Annotated in this window: 20 protein-coding genes; 11 read left to right on the plus strand and 9 right to left on the minus strand. The window is 40.8% G+C overall.

All coding sequences use genetic code 11. From position 1 onward, the window contains the following. Positions 1 to 8 precede the first annotated feature (8 nt). Positions 9 to 959 (minus strand): 4-hydroxyproline epimerase, encoded by a 951-nt coding sequence (locus tag PR767_RS01050; protein WP_272519757.1) that lies wholly within the window; start codon positions 957 to 959, stop codon positions 9 to 11. Positions 960 to 1,112: 153 nt separating this feature from the next. On the opposite strand from PR767_RS01050, the gene PR767_RS01055 reads away from it, so the two are divergent. The 5 genes from PR767_RS01055 to dauA all read left to right on the plus strand — a co-directional run bounded on the left by PR767_RS01055 (position 1,113) and on the right by dauA (position 8,479). After that, positions 1,113 to 1,916, plus strand: a complete 804-nt coding sequence (locus PR767_RS01055; protein WP_042851586.1) for a helix-turn-helix domain-containing protein — start codon at positions 1,113 to 1,115, stop codon at positions 1,914 to 1,916. A gap of 243 nt (positions 1,917 to 2,159) precedes the next feature. Continuing rightward, positions 2,160 to 2,783, plus strand: a complete 624-nt coding sequence (locus PR767_RS01060) for a CDP-alcohol phosphatidyltransferase family protein (RefSeq protein WP_110731898.1) — start codon at positions 2,160 to 2,162, stop codon at positions 2,781 to 2,783. A gap of 9 nt (positions 2,784 to 2,792) precedes the next feature. Beyond that, positions 2,793 to 4,559 carry a bifunctional alpha/beta hydrolase/class I SAM-dependent methyltransferase gene (locus PR767_RS01065; protein ID WP_272519758.1) on the plus strand — a complete coding sequence of 589 codons (1,767 nt, stop codon included), beginning with the start codon at positions 2,793 to 2,795 and terminating at the stop codon, positions 4,557 to 4,559. 171 nt (positions 4,560 to 4,730) lie between these two features. Continuing rightward, entirely contained in the window at positions 4,731 to 6,089 is a 1,359-nt protein-coding gene (locus tag PR767_RS01070; RefSeq protein WP_272519759.1) for a phosphatase PAP2/dual specificity phosphatase family protein, read from the plus strand. 656 nt (positions 6,090 to 6,745) lie between these two features. Beyond that, the gene (gene dauA, locus PR767_RS01075) at positions 6,746 to 8,479 is read left to right on the plus strand and encodes a C4-dicarboxylic acid transporter DauA (RefSeq protein ID WP_222959712.1); all 1,734 of its coding nucleotides are present in this window, start codon (positions 6,746 to 6,748) and stop codon (positions 8,477 to 8,479) included. Between the two features lie 51 nt (positions 8,480 to 8,530). Here dauA and PR767_RS01080 read toward each other — a convergent pair whose 3' ends face one another. From PR767_RS01080 to hemA, 7 genes are read right to left on the minus strand one after another with little or no spacing between them, the layout of a single operon-like run. Continuing rightward, complete coding sequence (locus PR767_RS01080; protein ID WP_228367024.1) at positions 8,531 to 9,265, minus strand: tetratricopeptide repeat protein; 735 nt, start codon at positions 9,263 to 9,265, stop codon at positions 8,531 to 8,533. A 20-nt stretch (positions 9,266 to 9,285) separates the two neighbouring features. After that, a complete protein-coding gene (locus PR767_RS01085) occupies positions 9,286 to 10,188 on the minus strand; it encodes a TIGR01212 family radical SAM protein (protein ID WP_004910623.1) in 903 nt (300 codons plus the stop codon). A 12-nt stretch (positions 10,189 to 10,200) separates the two neighbouring features. Continuing rightward, complete coding sequence (kdsA, locus tag PR767_RS01090; RefSeq protein ID WP_004255137.1) at positions 10,201 to 11,055, minus strand: 3-deoxy-8-phosphooctulonate synthase; 855 nt, start codon at positions 11,053 to 11,055, stop codon at positions 10,201 to 10,203. Between the two features lie 46 nt (positions 11,056 to 11,101). Next, positions 11,102 to 11,911 (minus strand): invasion regulator SirB1, encoded by an 810-nt coding sequence (sirB1, locus tag PR767_RS01095; protein ID WP_109911300.1) that lies wholly within the window; start codon positions 11,909 to 11,911, stop codon positions 11,102 to 11,104. Between the two features lie 22 nt (positions 11,912 to 11,933). Then, positions 11,934 to 12,767, minus strand: a complete 834-nt coding sequence (gene prmC, locus PR767_RS01100; RefSeq protein ID WP_272519760.1) for a peptide chain release factor N(5)-glutamine methyltransferase — start codon at positions 12,765 to 12,767, stop codon at positions 11,934 to 11,936. Next, a complete protein-coding gene (prfA, locus tag PR767_RS01105; protein WP_004910610.1) occupies positions 12,767 to 13,849 on the minus strand; it encodes a peptide chain release factor 1 in 1,083 nt (360 codons plus the stop codon). Before prfA ends, prmC begins: the two co-directional genes overlap by 1 nt. A 31-nt stretch (positions 13,850 to 13,880) precedes the next feature. After that, entirely contained in the window at positions 13,881 to 15,143 is a 1,263-nt protein-coding gene (hemA, locus tag PR767_RS01110; protein WP_004910608.1) for a glutamyl-tRNA reductase, read from the minus strand. Between the two features lie 582 nt (positions 15,144 to 15,725). On the opposite strand from hemA, the gene lolB reads away from it, so the two are divergent. Genes lolB through prs form a run of 3 tightly spaced genes read left to right on the plus strand, consistent with a single transcriptional unit; the run spans position 15,726 to position 18,258 of the window. Then, positions 15,726 to 16,382 (plus strand): lipoprotein insertase outer membrane protein LolB, encoded by a 657-nt coding sequence (gene lolB, locus PR767_RS01115; RefSeq protein ID WP_004910605.1) that lies wholly within the window; start codon positions 15,726 to 15,728, stop codon positions 16,380 to 16,382. Next, positions 16,379 to 17,254, plus strand: a complete 876-nt coding sequence (gene ispE / locus PR767_RS01120) for a 4-(cytidine 5'-diphospho)-2-C-methyl-D-erythritol kinase (RefSeq protein ID WP_109911298.1) — start codon at positions 16,379 to 16,381, stop codon at positions 17,252 to 17,254. Before lolB ends, ispE begins: the two co-directional genes overlap by 4 nt. Before the next feature lie 56 nt (positions 17,255 to 17,310). Beyond that, a complete protein-coding gene (gene prs / locus PR767_RS01125; RefSeq protein WP_004910604.1) occupies positions 17,311 to 18,258 on the plus strand; it encodes a ribose-phosphate diphosphokinase in 948 nt (315 codons plus the stop codon). A 304-nt stretch (positions 18,259 to 18,562) separates the two neighbouring features. Here the strand turns inward: prs and ychH are convergent, their stop codons facing one another. Further along, positions 18,563 to 18,835: a stress-induced protein YchH gene (ychH, locus tag PR767_RS01130; RefSeq protein ID WP_004910602.1), complete on the minus strand. Its 273-nt coding sequence runs from the start codon at positions 18,833 to 18,835 to the stop codon at positions 18,563 to 18,565. Between the two features lie 299 nt (positions 18,836 to 19,134). Here ychH and pth point away from each other — a divergent pair, with 299 nt between their 5' ends. From pth to PR767_RS01145, 3 genes are all read left to right on the plus strand, one after another. Continuing rightward, a complete protein-coding gene (gene pth / locus PR767_RS01135) occupies positions 19,135 to 19,725 on the plus strand; it encodes an aminoacyl-tRNA hydrolase (protein WP_004910601.1) in 591 nt (196 codons plus the stop codon). 102 nt (positions 19,726 to 19,827) lie between these two features. After that, positions 19,828 to 20,919: a redox-regulated ATPase YchF gene (gene ychF / locus PR767_RS01140; protein WP_004910600.1), complete on the plus strand. Its 1,092-nt coding sequence runs from the start codon at positions 19,828 to 19,830 to the stop codon at positions 20,917 to 20,919. Positions 20,920 to 21,134: 215 nt separating this feature from the next. Beyond that, entirely contained in the window at positions 21,135 to 22,325 is a 1,191-nt protein-coding gene (locus tag PR767_RS01145; RefSeq protein ID WP_004910599.1) for a tyrosine-type recombinase/integrase, read from the plus strand. Positions 22,326 to 22,466 lie beyond the last annotated feature (141 nt).

Genomic DNA, 22,466 nt, shown 5'->3' on the forward strand with positions numbered 1-22,466 from the left:
TCATTCCCCTATGCCACTGAAATTCCAAAACGAAATGGATCTTGTTCATCTATCAATAAGGTATTTTTCCCACTGATATAGGCATGCCCGCGAATAGTCGGAATAATGCCTTTTTCATCAGCCTGTTGAAAACTGGCCTGAAATTGGCTGCCAATCACACTGGCTTGATGCCAGATTTCACCAGCCGCCAGCTTTTTATCCGCGGCTAAACAGGCAAGTTTGGCACTTGTTCCTGTTCCACAAGGGGAGCGGTCATAAGCGCCGCCTGGGCATAAAACAAAACTTTGGCTATTGGCTTCGGGGTGTGTACCGAATAATTCGATATGGTCAATTTCTTGGCCATCTTTACCGTAAATACCTTGATCGGATAAGGCTTGTTTAATCTTTAAACTGACTTCTGTCAGTAATTTAATGTTTTGGTAATCAATAGCGACTGGTGACTTATCAACAAGAAAGAACCAATTTCCGCCCCAAGCAATATCCCCGGCAATGGTACCGAGTTCTGGAACATTAACTTGTACCGCTTTGCGATAACGGTATGAATAAACATTCTGAATACTCACACTGCCATCTTGATGCAAATGAGCCGTAACATCCCCTACCGGGGTTTCGATAAGATGTTTACCAAAAGTGATATGACCGAGAAAATGCAATGAAGCCACTAAACCGATAGTGCCATGGCCACACATTCCCAAGTAACCTTGATTGTTAAAAAAAATCACACCGGCTGCTGCTGCTGGGTTTTGTGGTTTACACAATAGTGCCCCCACTAAAATATCGTTACCTCGTGGCTCTAAAATGGTGGTTTTACGCCATACATCATGTTGATGGCGTAATATCTCCAGTCTTGATGCTATGCTTTGCTGCCCTAAATCAGGGAATCCGTCGATAACGAGCCGAGTTGGCTCACCTGCAGTATGGGAGTCGATAACTTCAATTTTGGTATATTGATATTGCATTGGTTAGCATCCTATCTATTATCATTGTTAATAGAATGCTTGATTTTTGTTAACAACTCTTGATATCTTTCTAACAAACTTATGCGCTTTTCTGCACAATCTAAAAATATTTAACAGAACTAGTAAAATTAATTTAATATCTCGGAGCGCAGCATGATCAATCTAAATAAATTGTTATTGATTAGTCAGGAGAACATGCTGTTTCCTGTTGATAATATTGATGTTCTATTAAATCATTTAGGCTTAGTGATGCCCCTCATTAATACCTTGCCGAATGTGACTTTCTTTGTGAAAGACCATAATGCAAAGTATGTTTTGGCCAATGATAATTTAGCCACCCGTTGTAAAATCGATAGCGTTAATCATCTAGTTGGTAAATGTGCTGAGGATATTTTTCATTCGGAACTAGGCCAAAGCTATAGTTCTCAAGATTATTTAGTGATGGAGAAAAAAATTAGCGTCATTAATAAACTTGAACTTCACCTGTATAAAGCGGGTTTGTTGGGATGGTGTTTAACAACTAAGGTTCCTATTTTTAATACACGTAACCAAGTTATTGGAGTTGCAGGTATTTCAGTGGATTTACAAGATGTGAAATCGGTCAGCCCTAAGCTAAACAACCAACTTAGCCGTGTTGAACGCTATATTAGTGAGCATTTCGATACCGCAATAAAAATGACAACTCTTGCTGACATATCTGGCCTCTCGCTTTCTCAATTAAACCGCCAATTTAAAGCTATTTTTTTGATAACCCCTCAACAATATATTCAAAAAATGCGGCTTGAACATGCGATTGAACTGCTCGAAGATGATTTTTCAATTACTGAAATTTCCAGTAAGTGTGCTTATGCTGATCACAGCGCTTTCTGCCGAAAATTCAAAGAAATGACCACCATGACACCTAGCCAATTTAAACGAATGCGTTCAAAAATCGATAAACAAAGGATATTGGCCTGACTGAGTATCATATTGGTTAACCCGTTTTTCCTTAATACCGATAAATTCATTCTCTTTAGATTTTATGAAGTGCTTTTTGGCCGTTTATTCAAATAATTACCGCAGTACCTTCGATATAATTACTAAATAACTTCCCTTGGTTATTTCCTAACTTAAGATAGCTCTTATTGCAGACATCCATCAATCGGGTATTGATATATCCCAATGCTGCATCTAAGTGCGGTGACGAGAAAGGAATACTCAATGACCATTTACGATCTGAAACCTAAATTTCAAGATCTTCTTCGTCCAATTGTTCGTAAGCTATTTAGTGCGGGTGTGACGGCTAATCAAGTCACTTTGGCAGCTTTACTTTTGTCTGTGATCTGCGGAATGCTATTACTGTTCATTCCAAACCCACACCTGTTTATTTTATTACCTTTCGTACTGTTTATTCGTATGGCACTCAATGCGATTGATGGCATGTTAGCAAGGGAGCACAACCAAAAAAGCCACCTTGGTGCAATCCTGAATGAGCTTGGTGATGTTATTTCAGATATCGCACTATACCTACCATTTGCGGTTATTTTCCCTCAAGTATTTTGGCTTATTTTATTCATTCTATTTCTTACGCTACTTACTGAATTTATTGGTGTTATCACTCAAGCAATTGGTGCGTCTCGTCGCTATGACGGCCCTATTGGTAAAAGTGATCGAGCCTTTATTTTCGGTGCGTTAGGGCTGCTTGTCAGTATTTTCCCGCAAATCATATTTTCTAGTTGGATAAGTTATCTGTTTATCCTTTTAACTTTGTTGCTGTTTTATACTTGCTATAACCGTATTCGTCGTGCACTTTGTGAATTATCTACATCGGCGAATAATAATTAAGGAAGAATTATGAATGCTCAGACAGATTATCTGACGCAACGTCCCGTTATTGAGTCCCAATTTACCACCAGTGACCATACTTCTCTTTTTTATCGACATTGGCCAACAGAGACTTCGACCAACAAAGCGATTATTTTATTTCATCGTGGCCATGAACATTCTGGCCGTGTCGCCCATTTAGTCGATGAACTCAATTTACCTGACTATGCGATGTTTGCATGGGATGCCCGTGGTCATGGTAAAAATGATGGCCCGCGAGGTTATAGCCCTTCACTAAGCACATCTGTCAATGATGTCGATGAATTCGTACGTTACATTTCCTCCCAATATAATATTCCCTTAGAAAATATCATTGTTATCGGACAAAGTGTTGGTGCCGTCCTTGTCTCCGCTTGGGTTCATGATTACGCCCCCAAAATTCGTGGGATGGTACTCGCCTCTCCTGCATTTAAGGTTAAATTGTATGTCCCATTTGCCCGGACAGGGCTTGCTTTAATGCAAAAGGCTCGCGGTTTGTTCTATGTGAATTCCTATGTCAAAGCTAAATTTCTGACTCATGATGAACAACGAATTGATTCGTTTAATCGCGATCCATTGATCACTCGCCCTATTGCCGTCAATATTTTACTTGAATTATATAAAACAGCTGAACGTGTAGTGGCTGATGCAGGTGCAATTACCTTACCAACTCAATTATTTATTTCAGGTAGTGACCACGTTGTCGACCATCGACCTCAACATCAGTTTTTTGAAAGATTAAATACCCCAATAAAAGAAAAACATATATTACCCGGTTTTTACCACGACACATTAGGTGAAAAAGAACGCCATATCCCAATTGAAAAAATCCGTGATTTTATTGGGAAATTATTCGCCTTACCGCGCTACCAACATAATTATCAATATGAAGATATCTGGAGTGTCAGTGCTGAAAAATATCGTTCGCTCATGACTCCTTTGCCTAAATGGTGCCCTAAAAATCTTGCTTATAAAATTATGAGCAAATCAATGAGTACACTAGGTAAAGCTTCTGAAGGTATTTGCATTGGTTATGACAAAGGGTTTGATTCAGGTTCAACTCTCGATTACGTATACCGCGACAAAGCCCAAGGTAAAGGCTTATTTGGCCGTGTGATTGATAGGCAATATCTCAACAGTATAGGCTGGCAAGGAATACGCCAACGCAAAGTGAATATTGAAAATATTATTCGGCAAGCGATACGTGACCTCACGGAGACAGGTATCCCTGTTCGAATTATGGATATTGCCGCAGGCCAAGGTCGTTATATCTTTGATGCAATTAATGATTATAGCAAAGTTGAGTCTGTCCTATTAAGAGACTATAGCCCTATCAATGTTGAGCAAGGACAATTACACATTAAGGAACGTTATCTTGAAGATAAAATTCAATTTACTGAAGGTAATGCTTTTGACGCCGATGATTTAGCCGCGGTTTCACCCTCTCCAACAATTGGCATTGTCAGTGGTTTGTATGAACTGTTCCCCAGTAATGAAATGATAAACGCTTCATTAAATGGACTTTCTCGAGCTATCCCTCCTGGCGGGCTATTAATTTATACTTGCCAGCCATGGCACCCTCAAGTTGAAATGATTGCTCGGGTACTACCAAGCCACCAAGGTGGCCAAGCATGGGTTATGCGTTGTCGTAGCCAAGGCGAAATGGATACTTTAGTTGAAGAAGCGGGCTTTGAAAAACTAAACCAATTAATTGATAACTGGGGAATATTCAGCGTATCCATAGCTAGACGACGTTAGTCTATTTATCTCGCATTGTGATTGATGCCACATTGTTGACATCAATCACTAACTTCAACTTTAGGTGATAGCCATTGTTTATTGCCCGCAAAGCACCTATGCTGCTTAGCGTTATTTGTTTCCCTAATCATTTACTGATATCACCTGCCATTTAAAGGAATAGGATAAAGGATGATAACCGCAACTCGCAAACCTCAACAGACTGTATCTCGACGCCAAATAATACGCTCTGGTTTGCTATGGCTAGTTTTTCTAGCACCTTTTTTCTTCCTAACTTATGGCCAAGTCAATACGTATACCGCAACGTTAGGCCAGGTTCCTTCTATCGTTTTTTCTTGGGAAACCCATATTCCATTTCTCCCTTGGTCTATCATTCCCTATTGGAGCATTGACCTTTTTTATGGGTTATCTTTATTTATTTGCACAACCCGTAAAGAACAATCGATCCATGGCTTACGGCTCATCACGGCTTCTATTGTCGCTTGTATTGGTTTTTTACTATTTCCACTTAAGTTTAGTTTCCCTCGACCAAGCACTGATGGCCTATTTGGCTGGATGTTTGACAGCCTAGAATTATTTGATCTTCCCTTTAACCAAGCTCCTTCATTACATATTATTTTATTGTGGATCTTATGGTTACGTTTTCGAGCGCATACACCAACAAAATGGCGCTGGTTGCTTCATAGTTGGTCGATACTCATTCTCCTGTCCGTATTGACGACTTGGCAGCACCACTTTATTGATGTCGTCACCGGCTTTGCCGTTGGCATATTAATTAGTTATTTACTTCCTATACAAACTCACTGGCAATGGCATTACACAGGCTCACCACGCAGTTTTAAAATGAGCAAAAACTATGGCATAGGCTCTCTTGCTTGCTTTATTCTTGCGTTTATCTTCCAAGGATTCGCTTGGTTACTATTATGGCCCGCTATCGCCCTCTTTTTTATTACCCTTGGCTATTTAGGCGCTGGTGCTAGCGTTTTCCAAAAAACACCTGAAGGGAATATTTCCCCTTCTGCCGCTATTTTGTTACTACCATACCGGCTGATTGCTTGGGGAACCTATCATTACTTCGCTAAGCACTGCGCACAACCCAGTATTGTTAATAAACATATTGTTTTGGGAGGACGCCCACTTTACGCTTTGCAAACTCAAGCTGTGTTAGATATGACTTGCGAATGGCCTCGCAATTCTTACAGCAAAGAGCTGAAATATTGTAGCCAACCGCAAATTGATTTGTTACCACTAAGCACGGAAGATATCGAAAAGTCAGTCCATACTATGGATACACTAGTAAAACATGGGGCGGTATACATTCATTGCAAATTAGGTTATTCACGAAGTGCAACTGTTGCTGTTGCATGGTTGGTACATCATGGCGATGCAAAAAACATAGAAGAAGCCGTAGCATTAGTTGAACATGCTCGCCCACAAGTAATTTTAAATGCAGCAACGATACAACAACTGAATAATTGGTATGCCGATTACCATATAAGTCGAGTGAATAATGAATACATTGATGAATAAACAACAAGGTGACGTTATCACTATTTTAACGCATAGTTGGCGTTATTTTGCTACTGGGTCTGTATTGGCATTATTTTGTCAATTCGCTTTGTATTTCTATTCTAATTACCCTAAATATATTTTATTCACCAATATAATTATATTTATAATTTGCCAGTATTATATATATCGCCTGTGGCTAGATAACCATTTTTTTAAAATTATCTACACGCATAATGAAACAGAACATTTTGATAATACATTAAATTTTTTATTTCCGAACAAAATCAAACACCGCACGATGCAGCAAAGGTGGTTTGGGACTAAACGTCTTTTCACCCATGCACTTGGGTTAGTACTACTGCAATGGATAGGGTTATTGGTCGCAATAATAACTAGTTAATTAATTAAGCATTAACCAGTACTATTATTTATATTTACAGTTCAAAAAATAAGATTACTATTGCATATATGTATACCTAAAACTAAAAAGTAGCCATATAAAATGTATTCTAACTGTTTTTCTTTATAATATAACGGTTTTTTACTTTTGTTACTGAAAACGTTATGATAATTGCAGATTCATTGATACATAACAGATTTTTTTCAAGTTACTAAGCGTATCCTTATAGGTACATATTTCGTTTATTTTTCACCCTGTTATTTGGTAGGGTATAATGAGTACAAAAAAAATTAATAGGTTGCGCCCTTTTAGTGCGCTAATAGATTCTTGTTGGAAAGAAAAATATACGGCTACTCGCTTTATTAAGGATTTAATCGCGGGTATTACCGTGGGTATTATCGCTATTCCGCTCGCAATGGCTTTAGCTATTGCAAGTGGCGTTCCCCCCCAATATGGGCTATATACCGCGGCTATTGCAGGTATCGTCATTGCGATAACAGGAGGGTCTCGTTATAGCGTTTCTGGCCCCACCGCAGCTTTTGTGGTGATCCTCTACCCTGTTTCACAGCAATTTGGGTTGAGTGGGTTATTAGTCGCTACCCTAATGTCCGGTGTCATACTCCTTGCCATGGGGTTTGCCCGCTTTGGTAAGTTTATTGAATATATCCCTGTTTCAGTCACATTAGGCTTTACTTCGGGGATAGCTATTACCATTGCCACAATGCAAATTAAAGATTTCTTTGGTTTGCAAATGGAGCATGTCCCAGAAAACTATGTTGATAAGCTAATTGCTATTGGTAATACATTCCCCACATTTCAATACAGCGACACACTAATTGGGCTTTCAACTCTTTTGGTGCTTATCTTCTGGCCTAAATTAAAATTAAGATTTCCCGGCCATTTACCAGCCCTTATTGTCGGGACATTCGTCATGTGGGTGCTTTCATTATTTGGCATGGAAGTCGCGACTATTGGTTCTGAATTTAGCTATTTATTGCCTGATGGCACTGAAGGTAATGGTATTCCCCCTATCCTACCGCAGTTTATTTTGCCATGGGAACTCCCTGGAAGTGCGCCAATTAATTGGGCGATGATCACCGCATTAATGCCCGCTGCATTTTCTATGGCAGTGCTTGGTGCGATTGAATCACTACTATGTGCCGTAGTATTGGACAACATGACAGGAACCAAACACCATTCCAATAGTGAACTTATTGGCCAAGGTGTGGGGAACATTGCGGCGCCTTTTTTTGGTGGGATCACAGCAACCGCTGCAATAGCCCGCTCTGCAGCTAACGTCCGCGCAGGCGCAACATCCCCCATTTCTGCGATTATTCACTCAATATTGGTGATACTTACATTATTAGTTCTTGCTCCAATGCTCTCTTATTTGCCATTAGCCGCCATGTCTGCATTATTATTGATTGTAGCTTGGAACATGAGTGCGGCGGGTAAAGTCGTTTACCTGATTAAACGCGCGCCAAAAGATGACATTATTGTATTAGTGCTATGTATGTCTCTAACTGTTCTATTTGATATGGTTATTGCTATTACTGTCGGGATTGTTCTCGCGTCATTATTGTTTATGCGACGTATTGCCAATATGACCCGTTCAACACAATTAGCAGAAACAGATGAAGAGCGAAGCCGTTTAGTCGTAAGAATAAACGGCCCATTATTTTTCGCTGCTGCCGAGCGTATTTTTGATGAATTACGTGTCAAAAGCACAGGTTATGAAACCATCATTATGCAATGGGACGCAGTACCGGTCTTAGATGCAGGTGGCTTAGAAGCTTTCGAAAAATTCATCGATGCCGTACGCAAAGATACCCATGTCTTAGTTTGTGACATTCCGTTCCAGCCATTAAAAACTTTGGCAAGAGCGAAAGTGACACCGATTGAAGGCGTGTTAAGTTTTTATAATTCAATAGATCATGCACTTGAAGCTGTTAAGGCTATCGAACAGGCGAGTTCTATCGACACAGAAAAGGCAACAACAGCGTCTTAATTTAAGTCCCTTAACTAAACCGCCATGTTATTTTACATGGCGGTTTAACTGTTACTCATTGAAGCAAAACATTTCATTCCCTGCTTCTTTCCCTTTTTCGCAAGCTATTACCCTTAATTTTTTTGCTTTTGCTGGGTCGATAGCCACCGTTCCTGTGTTATCTTCAGAAAATCTAAATGCTGCCATCCATTCTGCATACCCTGGATAAGTCATCTCATTAGCCTTATCAAACCATTGTTGTGCTTGCTTTTCATCTTTTGCGACACCTTGGCCATCTAGGTAGATAACGCCAAGCAAAATTGGAGCAATAAAATAGTCTGGGTTATTTAGCGCGTTAACTTCATTGAGAAGTTCTATAGACTGTTGATAGTCCGTTTTACCTGCAATTGGGTTTATCAATGACTCTGCTAAACTGATTTTTCCACGTGTACTACCCATTTCAACCGCTTTAATCGCGTATTTACGTGCATCAACTAATTCCTGTGAAAAGTAACTATCACTTAATAGATTAATATCCGCTAATAACGCATAAGCATCTGCATTACCATTTTTTGCGGCTTCGTTTGCCCATAAACGCGCACTATTAAGATTTTGTAGAACACCTAAACCGGAAAAATACATTTGAGCCAGCTGATACTGAGCAAGGGTATCTTTCTTCGTTGCTTTTTGATGAGTTTGTACAAATTTTTGTTTATCTTCAGGGGTAATATCAAGTTGAGCGGTAGCTTGAAAAGAAAACGTAATGAGGGATGAAACGATAATAGCTTTATAAGAGTTTGATTTCATAATTATTCTCATTAAAGAAGTCAAAGCGCAGAGCCTTGGCCACCCCATTTTAAGAAGTATTGATATAAGTTATTCATTCCTACCCAATGGTTTTCACACCAGCTCGGGGCGAGTAACGTAGGTTTTCTTGCACTGGCACTAATACGGTGGTAGACAATGTCAGTTGGTGTATGACGCACCATTTCACCGGCAATTTGGGTATATTCATCAAGAGAAAGTGTTGCCAAGCGCCCTGCTCGCCAACTTTTTGCCATTACACTACCTTCAACAATATGTAACGGGTGAAGTTTGATGCCATCCGTTCCACACTCAAGTACTTTATCCAATGTTTGCATATTCATTTGGGCATTTTCACCGGGTAGCCCACAAATCAAATGCGTACAAACTTTTAATCCAAGACTACGCGCTTTTTGCGTTGTTTGTTGGTATGCATCAAAACCATGGCCGCGATTAATACGATGTAGCGTTTTATCATGAGCACTTTGTAAACCTAGCTCAAGCCATATTTCATAACCTTGTTGCTGATAACAACTCAATAAAGATAATACCGCGTCAGGAACACAATCAGGGCGCGTTCCAACACATAAACCAATAATATCAGCCTGTTGTAAAGCATCTTCATAGAGCTGTTTTAGCAGACTCACTTCTGCGTAAGTACTGGTATAGGCTTGGAAATAAGCTAAATAACGTTTTGCGCGGGAAATTCGGGTAATCTGTTGGTGAATTTGTTCACTGATGGTTTTAGAAGATTGGCTTTCATCGGCAAAAGAGGCCACATTACAAAAGGTGCAGCCGCCTCGCCCAAGGGTGCCATCACGGTTTGGGCAATTAAAACCACCATGTAAGGTAATTTTATAAATTTTTTCACCATATCGGCGCTGTAAATCAGCGCCGAACATAGAAACGACTTCGGTGAGCTGCATAAACCGTCTAACTTAGCGACTTGTATCTAACTCAGGGAAGCTTTTTACAACTTCGTCGATTGCTTTCATTTGCTTTAAGAATGGTTCTAGCTTATCCAATGGTAATGCTGATGGGCCATCGCAACGCGCGTTGTCTGGGTCTGGATGGGCTTCAAGAAATAACCCTGCGATCCCAACCGCCATTCCCGCTCTTGCCAGCTCAGCAACTTGACCACGACGACCACCAGATGCGGCACCAAATGGGTCGCGGCATTGCAATGCGTGGGTTACGTCGAAAATGACAGGACAGCCTTTTGATGCTTGAACCATGACATTAAAGCCAAGCATATCAACAACTAGGTTGTCATAACCAAAGTTTGCGCCACGGTCGCAAAGAATAATTTTATCGTTACCACCTTCGATAAATTTCTCAACGATATTTCCCATTTGCCCTGGGCTGATAAACTGAGGTTTTTTGATATTAATTACCGCATCTGTTTTAGCCATTGCTGCAACTAAGTCCGTTTGACGAGCTAAGAACGCTGGTAATTGAATGACATCAACGACTTCGGCAACAGGGGCTGCTTGTGCTGGCTCATGAACATCCGTAATGATTTTTACGCCAAATGTTTGTTTCAACTCTTGGAATATTTTCATTCCTTCTTCAAGACCTGGACCACGGTAAGAGTGAATTGATGAGCGGTTAGCTTTATCAAATGACGCTTTAAATACGTAAGGAATCCCCAACTTTTGTGTCACTGTGACATAATGCTCACACACTTTCATCGCCATATCGCGAGATTCTAATACATTCATCCCACCAAATAACACAAACGGCAAGTCGTTCGCGACATTGATATCACCAATATTGACTACTTTCTGTTGCATACTCTTACCTTTAATATTGAAACAGGAAAATCGGCCTGTATGTTAATTAATGTAATACGACTGGATGGTTATCCAGCGAATAAATTTGTATTTTAATCATTTCAGAGACAGGGTCTTCTGGGCAATGTTCAATAAAATAATTGAGATCGCTCAATGCCACATGATTACAATCTAAGTGTGCAAGAATTAACCCTCTGTCACGAATTTCGTAAGGGTCTTCAGGATCAAGAGTCAAAAGCGTTTCACAAACCCGTAACGCTAACTCCATCTTTTTTTCTTCCATTAATGCAGCTTTGAGTGTGTCAAAAATTTTACGAATAACAATGCTGTTTTCTGCTGTCTCAAGTTGGTCGTAGTAAAATTCAGAAAAAGGATCAACGGTTCCTTTGAGCCACAAATTTAACGTGTGTAATGATAAAGACTCGCCATTTACAGGGTTAATAACCCATTGGCTGCCATCATTTCTTTCACTAATAAATAATAATTGAGTAGGGAAAATAGCGGGATAAATCGCAATATCAAGGCGTTCGGCAATATATAAAAAAATAGCACCGAGTGTTACTGGCGTACCTTGCTTAGATGACAATACTTTGTCTAGCCACAGCATATCCGATAACAAATAGATCCCTTCAGCTGGGCCAAATGACCACTCTTGGTAAAAAAGTGAGGCCAATTGCTGAATTTTTGTTTCGTTATCAGCGGTTAAATCGATACGAGACTTGGCCGATGAGACTAAGCTATCTAACTGAGCTTGCACTTTCATCAGCGGGAAATCATGACGGATACATTGTGAAACAGTCATGATCCCTTCACTTAAAGGGAGTTGATTAAATTCTATATTCGCTATGGTTTTCATTACATTCCCACTGCTATGCCACTTAACCATTCCATTGACCGAGTGAAATTCGCTCTCTTCCACCATAATCAAGACAGGTCTCAATTTTGGTGTACCCATGTACTTCAAATAAATCACGCACTACAAGACCTTGTGTCCAGCCATGCTCAAGAAGCAACCACCCTTGATTTTTAAGATATTTTTTAGATTCTTGAATGATATGCATTAAATCAGCTAAGCCTTCATTCTTAGCCACTAGAGCGGTTAATGGCTCAAATCGCACATCACCTTCGCTGAGATGCGTATCATTTTCATCAATATAGGGTGGATTACTGATAATCATATCAAATTGTTGAATTGATAGTGAAGCAAACCAATTACTTTGTATAAAATTGACATTTGAAATATTCAAGCGCTGCTGATTTCGTTGTGCTAAAACAACTGCATCAGGGTTAAAATCAACACCGATAACCTGGCTTTGCGGCATTTCAGATGCCAAGGCTAGTGCAATTGCCCCAGTCCCAGTACCTAAATCTAAAATTTGATTTTTTTGCTCTGTTAACCTGGATAAGGCTTGTTCAACAATGCATTCGGTATCTGGCCGAGGTATTAATGTCGCAGGAGAGACGTAAAGAGGAAGGGACCAGAACTCACGTTCACCGATAATATAGGCAATAGGCTCACCTTTCTCACGGCGTTGCAAAAGACATTCAGCTTGTTGGCATTCTTCAGCATTGAGTTCTGTCTCACCAAATGCAAAAAGATAGGTACGGCTGCGACCTGTGACATGCTCCAGTAAAATTTCAGCATCTCGCTTCGCGCTGTCACTTGCAGACAGCCGATTGACTGCCTGCTTGACCCATTCGATATACTGCATTATTCCTGCTCAGACAACGCAGAAAGTTGGTCTGCCTGGTATTCATTGATGATAGGTTGGATAAGTGAATCCAATTTTCCTTCCATCACTTCATCCAAACGGTATAACGTTAAGTTAATACGGTGGTCAGTTACTCGACCTTGCGGAAAATTATAGGTACGAATACGGTCAGAACGGTCACCAGAACCTAGCAGATTACGACGTTCAGATGCTTCTGCAGCTTGGCGTTTATCCATTTCGGCTTGGCGAATACGCGCACCTAATACAGACATCGCTTTCGCTTTGTTTTTATGCTGTGAACGTTCATCTTGGCACTCAACAACAATGCCTGTCGGAATATGGGTAATACGTATTGCGGAATCGGTGGTGTTAACGTGCTGCCCACCCGCACCCGATGAGCGGAAAGTATCAATACGTAAATCCGCAGGGCTGATTTCAGGTAATTCAGCTTCTGGCAGCTCAGGTAAAATCGCTACAGTACAAGCGGATGTATGAATACGGCCTTGAGATTCCGTTTCGGGAACACGTTGAACACGATGACCACCTGACTCAAATTTTAAGCGACCATAAACGCTATCACCGGAAATTTTCGCGATGACTTCTTTAAAACCGCCATGTTCGCCATCGCTCGTGCTCATTAATTCAACGCGCCAGCGGTTGTTTTCTGCATAACGGCTATACATACGGAATAAATCACCCGCAAAAATTGCCGCTTCGTCTCCCCCAGCACCCGCACGGATTTCAACGAAACAGTTATATTCATCATCAGGATCTTTCGGAAGCAGCAACAATTGTAATTGCTGTTCGAGCTCTTCATTGCGCCCTTTGGCTTCTTTAAGCTCTTCTTGAGCCATTTCTTTCATTTCAGGATCGTCTAACAACATTTCAGCTGTTTCTATGTCATCCTGTACTGTGCGCCATGCACTAAAGCATTTAGCGACATCAGATAATTGGGCATATTCTTTTGATAAAGCACGAAAACGGTCTTGATCGGCAATTACACCTGCATCAGCAAGGTGCGCTTCAATTTCTTCGTAGCGTTCTTGTAATGCTTCTAGTTTTGCGACAATAGAAGGCTTCATTCGTTATATAAGACCTATGATTAAAATGTGGTTATTGATGGTCCAGCCCTAGGCTGTCCCTAAGTAGATTTAGACGCTCGACATCCCCATTACCTGCAGCTTGCTGCAAAGATTTGGTTGGAGCGTGAATAAGGCGGTTGGTTAATTGTTGCGATAATTGCATGATCACTTGCTCAGGGTCTGCGCCTTGACGGATAGCGGTCAACGCTTTTTCAGTCATGTTTGCCCGAATGGCCTCAGCTTGTTCTCTATAATCGCGAATTGTAGACACTGCCGCTTGTGAGCGCAACCAATCCATAAAGTGGCTACTTTCTTGCTCAACAATATATTCAGCTTCAACGGCTGCAGCTTTTCGCTGAGCAAGGTTCTGTGCAATGATAGATTCCAAATCATCCACAGTATAGAGATAAACATCTCTTAATTTTTCAACATCTTGTTCGATATCTCGAGGAACGGCAATATCAATTAATAACATCGGTTTACTACGACGTATTTTCATTGCCCGCTCGACCATCCCTTTCCCTATGATGGGTAAAGGACTTGCCGTTGAACTAATGACAATATCCGCTTCTGCTAAGCGGTTATCAATATCCGATAACGAAATGACTTGTGCATTGACCTCATTGGCCAATAACTCCGCCCGTTCACGTGTTCGGTTAGCTATCATCATTTTTTGTACGCCATGTTCACGTAAATGACGCGCCACAAGCTCAATTGTTTCCCCTGCACCCACTAACAAGATGTTTAAATGTTTGAGTGATTCAAATATTTGGCGAGCAAGTGTACAAGCCGCAAATGCAACAGAAACTGCATTCGCGCCAATATCGGTTTCTGTGCGCACACGTTTTGCAACAGAAAACGATTTCTGGAAAAGACGCTCAAGCTCGCTCGATAACGAGTGGTTACCTTGTGAAAGCGCAAACGCCTTTTTTACTTGCCCTAATATTTGTGGTTCACCCAAAACAAGTGAGTCCAAGCCACTAGCGACACGCATTAGGTGACTCACCGCGCGGTCGTCTTGGTGCCAATAGAGACTCGGTTGTAAATCTTTTTGGGTTATACCATGAAAATCACACAGCCATTTTACTAGCTGTTCTTGAGCTTGTTCTTGCGATTCAAGGCTCAAGTAAAGCTCAGTTCTATTACAGGTAGACAGCACAACGCCACCATTCACTTGAGGCTGTTTGAGAAGTTCCTCAAGTGCATGGTCAATTTTTTCAGGACCAAAAGTCACCCGCTCACGCAGGGCTACTGGTGCTGTTTTATGGTTGATGCCTAAGGCTAATAAGGTCATTGTGCTTTACGACTTGCTCACATTGCTTACAGTGCTAATTATTTTCAGTCATGCTCGATGGGTATTTCCTACCAATTTTGCAATACTGTTATTTATATTGTTCTATTGTAGATGATCCGCGTCTCTCTTTCTACGGTTTGCATAAGCCTATCCTTCAGAAAGATGACCCATGCCAAAAAATAAACCGAAATAACAGACGTAATAGCGATTTTATCAGTCAAAACTGATCGTAATTTTATCGTTTATTTATACTATATAAAACTGATTATCAGCCATATCATTATTAACAATGATAAATTAACTGCGATAAGATGCATAGAGGATGCAATTATTTCGCACAGAAAGCAAATGGTGACGAGCTTGGATTGGTTTAATAGCCACTTTAGAAAACCATTCCCGCTGTCAATGCACTATGTTATTTGTATACAAACAGTAAATCACTTACAGATTTTTATCGGTTAGGTATATCATCGAGTGCAATAGATGACTCAGATAGCCATATCGCGCTAAACTAAACCTCTTTAAATGCAAGTAACTCAATAGAGACTGCTATCAGCGCCCAATACAACTTTGAGATTTGATATGCAATTAACTCAAGCTTTACCGTTTATGCACATAAATAAGCACTTTTTTCGCCTCTTACCACTTTCATGCGTCTTGCTAACTGCTTGCGTGACAACGTCACAAACAACCACGAAAGGAACCAGCTCCGCATCGGATGCTAAGTGGAAAGCACATCAACAAGAATTAAGTCAGTTACGTGACTACCAAACACGTGGCTCCTTTGCCTATAACGGAGGAGAAACAAAAACGTACGCTAAGTTTTTCTGGCAACAATATACACCGGAAAAATACCGTTTATTGTTAACCAACCCATTAGGTAGCCGCGAACTTGAACTTACCGTTGAACCTGATTTAGCTCGATTAACTACCAAAGATGGTCAAACCCATATGAGTGACGTGCCGAGCGAGTTGATTTATCAGCTCACTGGTATGGAAATCCCAATTGATGACCTAACCGCTTGGTTAACTGGCTCGCCCGGACGTGCAACAGATTTCACCTTAGATGAAAACCACTTGCTAAAAAGTGTTACGTTTAAAAGCAATGGTGAAACATGGCAGCTCAACTATATTTCCTATGACAGCAAAACAACACCAATGCTGCCAAACTATCTCGAGTTACGCCAAGGGGATAGACTTATCAAATTGAAAATGGATAGTTGGACACTGAAAAAATGACGTTAACATGGCCTTCTCCGGCAAAATTAAATCTTTTTTTGTACATCACCGGCCAACGCCCTGATGGCTATCACGAGTTACAAACTCTATTTCAATTTGTCGATTATGGCGATGAAATCACTATCACAACACGTGATGACGACCAGTTGAATTTATTGACGGATATGCAAGGGGTTCCCCCCGAAAAAAACCTAATTTTACGGGCTGCTAGATTATTACAATCCTATTGCCGCGATACGTTGCAACACAGTGGCCCACTAGGTGCCGATGTCCGTATTCATAAAATATTACCAATGGGCGGTGGTATTGGTGGAGGCTCATCAAACGCAGCAACTACCTTAATTGCGCTTAACGAACACTGGAAAACACAGATTTCTGATGAAGTCCTTGCGCAATTAGGCGCATCATTAGGAGCAGATGTTCCTGTGTTTGTTCGTGGGCATGCAGCTTTTGCCGAAGGGGTTGGTGATATTTTAACCAAAGCTTCCCCTAAAGAGAAATGGTATTTGGTGGCTCATCCCGGAATTGAAATATCAACCCCGATGATCTTCACAGATCCACAATTAAATCGAAATTCTCCAAAACGCTCCCTAGCCGCATTATTACTGGCTCCGTACGCAAATGACTGCGAACCAATCGCAAGAAAACGTTTTCGTGAGGTTGAACAGCTTGTTTCTTGGCTGTTAGAATATGCTCCGTCTCGCCTTACAGGAACAGGCGCATGTGTTTTTTCTGAATTTGAAACACAAGCGGATGCCCTGCAGGTGTTAAATAAAGCCCCATCGTGGGTGCAAGGGTTCGTCGCTCAAGGCGTTAACGTTTCCCCACTGCACAAGTTCCGCGCTGGGATAACCCGTGTATTGCACCAATAAGCCTTGTCGCTGTTGGTCAACAATATCTCTCTGGACGCAAGCCTGAGGTTTTTCTCGTGCCCGATATGAAGCTTTTTGCTGGTAACGCTACACCGGAACTAGCACAACGTGTTGCTAACCGCCTTTACACTAATCTTGGAGACGCGGCTGTTGGTCGTTTTAGCGACGGCGAAGTCAGTGTTCAAATTAATGAAAATGTTCGCGGTGGTGATATTTTTATCATCCAGTCAACTTGTGCACCAACCAACGATAACCTGATGGAACTGGTTGTTATGGTCGATGCCCTACGCCGTGCATCTGCTGGTCGTATTACCGCTGTTATCCCTTACTTCGGTTATGCAAGACAGGATCGTCGCGTACGTTCTGCCCGTGTACCAATCACCGCTAAAGTTGTTGCCGATTTTCTGTCAAGTGTAGGTGTAGACCGTGTGCTCACTGTCGATTTACACGCAGAGCAGATCCAGGGCTTCTTTGATGTTCCTGTGGATAATGTATTTGGTAGCCCTATTCTTCTGGAAGATATGTTACAGAAGAATTTGGAAAACCCAATCGTTGTATCTCCAGACATCGGCGGCGTGGTACGTGCTAGAGCTATCGCAAAACTCCTGAATGACACCGATATGGCCATTATTGACAAACGCCGCCCACGTGCGAACGTTTCTCAAGTCATGCATATCATTGGTGATGTTTCAGGTCGTGATTGCATCTTAGTGGACGATATGATTGATACCGGTGGTACGCTGTGTAAAGCAGCAGAAGCACTGAAAGAACGTGGTGCGAAGCGTGTATTTGCATACGCTACACACCCGATTTTCTCAGGTAATGCTGTAGACAACATCAAAAATTCAGTCATTGATGAAGTCATTGTTTGTGACACTATTCCTCTTTCTCCTGAAATCAAAGCGCTGAGCAATGTTCGCACCTTAACGCTTTCAGGTATGTTAGCTGAAGCTATCCGTCGTATTAGTAACGAAGAGTCAATTTCAGCAATGTTTGAACACTAATTCTCCAATATTGGATTTTAGCGTTCAACCGTGATGAAAAAGTCACAAAAAAATATAAGCCCCTGCAATGTCATTTGCAGGGGCTTTATGATTTTGGCAGAAAAAGCCACTGGGGCTCATTTTTATATTTTATCACCGATCATAGTGGTGATTTCACATTATGAAACGACAAAAATAGCCATCTAAAATAACTAACAATATTCACGACAAAAGAGCAAAATTCTTTGGGATTTCACTCTTCTTAATGCCTAATTATCAAACTCGTTCACCATTATCAGCAATTAATTGCTCTAGACTATTTATGTTATGGATAGCGGTGATTATCTCTGCGTGAATGATATTGTTGTTTCAATTGCCAGTAACGGTCTGCAACTTTTTCACGGCCGCCGATCCTAGCACCGACTAACCATACCATCGCACCGATAAAAATGCCGAATAAGGAACCGTTCGTGATAAGTTCTGAAAGGCCTAAGTTAACGATATGAGAGAATAAGTTGACACCGATACTCCCGATCATCAACACCATTCCGATTCCCATGAAGACATTACCAAGAAGATGAGCGCTTTTCCGTTTCATATATACCTCCAGTACCAGTAAACTGATAAGCAAGCATGTGTAAATAAATTCGGTCATACTTTATATTTATGTAATGATTATAGTGCATTAAGTAAAATTTTTTGCGATAGACATCACAAGGAAGGAAGTTAGCAAGAATATCTGTACAAAAAATGCTTTTCATCAAAAAATCAGAAAACCCGAATAGTTTATTAAGCAATTATAATCATAGTTACTTTATCCATCACAATTTTGTACATCCTGCATTTCACAAGGTAAACTAGGGCATTATTTTCATAACTGATAGTGAAATCACCACCGTGAGCAAAATTAAGTTAATTGTTGGACTTGCCAATCCGGGTGCTGAATATGCACAAACGCGCCATAATGCAGGTGCATGGTATGTTGATTTACTGGCTGAGCGCCATAATCAGCCATTGAAAGAAGAAGCAAAGTTTTTTGGTTATACCGCACGTATTAATATGGGCGGTAATGACATCCGTCTGCTGGTTCCAACCACATTTATGAACCTAAGTGGTAAGTCGGTTGCCGCTATAGCCAATTTTTATCGCATCAATCTCGATGAAATTTTAGTCGCCCATGATGAACTCGATTTACCCCCCGGTGTAGCTAAAATGAAATTAGGGGGCAGCAATGGCGGCCACAATGGGTTGAAAGATATTCAAAGTAAATTCGCCAATAACCCGAATTTTTATCGTTTACGCATAGGTATTGGCCACCCGGGTGATAAAAACAAAGTGGTTGGCTTTGTTTTGGGTAAGCCACCGTTATCTGAGCAAAAACTCATTGATGATGCAATTGATGAAGCGGCTAGGTGTACAGATATTCTGCTAGCAGACGGAATGGACAAAGCCATCAATCGTCTACATGGCTTCAAAGCAACTGCATAAGAGTTCATTTCATCCGAATCGACTTTTTGTGTATAATCAGCGCCAATTTCTAAACATTGGGTGCAGCGTATGTCTGCCCCTCGCTATTAAGGTGAGAAACATATGGGTTTTAAATGCGGTATCGTTGGTCTGCCTAACGTGGGTAAATCCACTCTGTTTAATGCATTGACCAAAGCCGGCATCGAAGCAGCCAACTTCCCTTTCTGTACAATTGAACCAAACACGGGTGTTGTGCCAATGCCAGACCCACGTCTTGATCAATTAGCTGAAATTGTGAAGCCACAGCGTATTTTACCAACTACGATGGAGTTCGTGGATATCGCGGGCTTAGTCAAAGGGGCATCTAAAGGTGAAGGCCTAGGTAACCAATTTTTAACGAATATCCGTGAAACCGAAGCCATTGGCCACGTTGTTCGTTGTTTTGAAAATGACAATATCATCCACGTTGCAGGCCAAGTTGACCCTGCCGCAGATATTGAAGTCATTAATACTGAATTAGCACTTGCTGACCTTGATACCTGTGAGCGCGCTATCCATCGTGTCCAAAAACGCGCAAAAGGTGGCGATAAAGACGCAAAAGCAGAATTAGAAGCATTAGAAAAATGTTTGCCGCACCTAGAGCAAGCAGGTATGTTGCGTACATTAGAGTTATCTAATGAAGATAAAGCCGCTATCCGCTACTTGAGCTTCTTAACATTAAAGCCAACGATGTACATTGCTAACGTTAATGAAGATGGTTTTGAAAATAATCCCTTCTTAGATGTGGTGTATAAAATTGCAGAAGCCGAAGGCTCTGTAGTTGTTCCCGTCTGTGCAGCGATTGAGTCTGATATTGCAGAACTTGAAGACGAAGAGCGCGATGAGTTTATGGCTGATTTAGGTATTGAAGAACCGGGTCTTAACCGTGTTATTCGTGCCGGCTATCAGTTATTAAACCTGCAAACTTATTTTACTGCTGGGGTGAAAGAAGTGCGTGCATGGACTATCCCTGTCGGTGCAACGGCACCACAAGCCGCAGGTAAAATCCATACTGACTTTGAAAAAGGCTTTATCCGTGCGCAAACTATCGCATTTGATGATTTTATCCAGTACCGTGGTGAGCAAGGCGCAAAAGAAGCCGGTAAAATGCGCGCAGAAGGTAAAGACTATATCGTTAAAGACGGCGATGTGCTGAACTTCTTGTTTAATGTGTAAGCCTACACTCTAGTCTCATACTGTTTCACAAAGTATCACTTAATAAGAAAATAGCATAAAATTCATGACATTAACTGGGTTTTATGCTTTTTTATGTCTCATTAAGTTTCATAAAAGCTCGCGATTAAATGAGTACGCAACTGAGTACAATTTATTTATCTTCCCTTTTTAAGTGAGTATAATAATATCAACTTACATAACTCGTTGAACTCATTATGCTTACTGATACAAAATGCCGAACTGCAAAACCTAAAGAAAAACTTTATCGAATCAATGACTTCAACGGTTTGTACCTTGAAGTGAAACCTAATGGTAAAAAAGCATGGCGATTCCGTTTTCAAATAAATGGAAAATCAAGCATGCTTGCATTGGGCAACTACCCATTGGTAACACTAGCTGAAGCCAGATCTAAATGTGATGATGCCAGAAAACTCGTATCAGAAGGAATTAATCCAACACAAGCTAAGCAACTAGATAAGATTAGAAAAGCGAACGAATCTGCAAATACATTTCAAATCATCGCAAAGGAATGGTTGCAAATGAAAGATTGGGCTGATGTGACCAAATACCGTCGCCTTGATATGTTGGAGCGCATTGTATTTCCTTCTATCGGCACATTACCAATAAGAGAAATTACATCTCACCATATTCTCAAAATATTGCAACGTGAGGTTCAAAGAGGTGCTCCAACAGTTGCTGCTGAAGCTAAGCGGACTATATCCTCGATTTTTGAATTTGCTGTTGCCACATTAAGAGCTGATAGTGATCCAGTATGGGCAATAAGAAAAGCTCTCCCAGCAAACAAAACACAACATAAAAAAGCCCTCACTACGGATCAAATAGGTCAACTACTCAATAACTTTGATAATAGCCGTGGCACCTTTCAACTGAACTATTGTATGTGGTTAATGTGGTGGACGCTTTCTCGTCCATCTGAAGTCGCTGAGGCTGAATGGTCTGAATTCGATCTTGATAATGCACTTTGGACTATCCCAGCTGAGCGTATGAAAGCACGAAGAGAACATATTGTTCCTCTGCCTACACAAGCTATTACGATTCTAAGATCTCTTTATGGTTTTACTGGTAACCGCAAACATTTATTTCCCGGTCGTGATTCTTGCCATAAACCAATGTCTACTAACTCGCTAAGGCAATTTCTTAAAACGAGAGGTTGGAGTGGTATATATAGCCCTCATGCGACACGTACAACAGGCAGCACACGATTAAATGAGTTAGGATATCGACCTGATGCTATCGAAGCACAATTAGCCCATATGGACTCAAATAGCGTTAGACGTTCATATAATCATGCAACTTATCTTGAAGAGCGCAAAATCATGATGCAAGATTGGGCTGATAAACTTGATATTTGGGTAAAACAGGCCAACCTAGAATCAAAATCATGATGCATGGGTGTGTTAGCTTTGAAATATAACGATATTTATTAATTTTTCAGCAAAACCTATAATTTAACCTACACTTAATTAATCCTTTGATTTATAGGTAGTTATTATTTATTTGATGTTTTTAGCATTATAACGTACAAA

This window comes from Providencia sp. PROV223 (assembly GCF_028479245.1).
In the GTDB taxonomy this organism is placed as follows: Bacteria; Pseudomonadota; Gammaproteobacteria; order Enterobacterales; family Enterobacteriaceae; genus Providencia; species Providencia rettgeri.

Coding starts and splice junctions, on each gene's coding strand:
- PR767_RS01050 (WP_272519757.1), bottom strand. CDS start 959: ATGCAATATCAATATACCAAAATTGAAGTTATCGACTCCCATACTGCA.
- PR767_RS01055 (WP_042851586.1), top strand. CDS start 1,113: ATGATCAATCTAAATAAATTGTTATTGATTAGTCAGGAGAACATGCTG.
- PR767_RS01060 (WP_110731898.1), top strand. CDS start 2,160: ATGACCATTTACGATCTGAAACCTAAATTTCAAGATCTTCTTCGTCCA.
- PR767_RS01065 (WP_272519758.1), top strand. CDS start 2,793: ATGAATGCTCAGACAGATTATCTGACGCAACGTCCCGTTATTGAGTCC.
- PR767_RS01070 (WP_272519759.1), top strand. CDS start 4,731: ATGATAACCGCAACTCGCAAACCTCAACAGACTGTATCTCGACGCCAA.
- dauA (WP_222959712.1), top strand. CDS start 6,746: ATGAGTACAAAAAAAATTAATAGGTTGCGCCCTTTTAGTGCGCTAATA.
- PR767_RS01080 (WP_228367024.1), bottom strand. CDS start 9,265: ATGAAATCAAACTCTTATAAAGCTATTATCGTTTCATCCCTCATTACG.
- PR767_RS01085 (WP_004910623.1), bottom strand. CDS start 10,188: ATGCAGCTCACCGAAGTCGTTTCTATGTTCGGCGCTGATTTACAGCGC.
- kdsA (WP_004255137.1), bottom strand. CDS start 11,055: ATGCAACAGAAAGTAGTCAATATTGGTGATATCAATGTCGCGAACGAC.
- sirB1 (WP_109911300.1), bottom strand. CDS start 11,911: ATGAAAACCATAGCGAATATAGAATTTAATCAACTCCCTTTAAGTGAA.
- prmC (WP_272519760.1), bottom strand. CDS start 12,767: ATGCAGTATATCGAATGGGTCAAGCAGGCAGTCAATCGGCTGTCTGCA.
- prfA (WP_004910610.1), bottom strand. CDS start 13,849: ATGAAGCCTTCTATTGTCGCAAAACTAGAAGCATTACAAGAACGCTAC.
- hemA (WP_004910608.1), bottom strand. CDS start 15,143: ATGACCTTATTAGCCTTAGGCATCAACCATAAAACAGCACCAGTAGCC.
- lolB (WP_004910605.1), top strand. CDS start 15,726: ATGCAATTAACTCAAGCTTTACCGTTTATGCACATAAATAAGCACTTT.
- ispE (WP_109911298.1), top strand. CDS start 16,379: ATGACGTTAACATGGCCTTCTCCGGCAAAATTAAATCTTTTTTTGTAC.
- ychH (WP_004910602.1), bottom strand. CDS start 18,835: ATGAAACGGAAAAGCGCTCATCTTCTTGGTAATGTCTTCATGGGAATC.
- ychF (WP_004910600.1), top strand. CDS start 19,828: ATGGGTTTTAAATGCGGTATCGTTGGTCTGCCTAACGTGGGTAAATCC.
- PR767_RS01145 (WP_004910599.1), top strand. CDS start 21,135: ATGCTTACTGATACAAAATGCCGAACTGCAAAACCTAAAGAAAAACTT.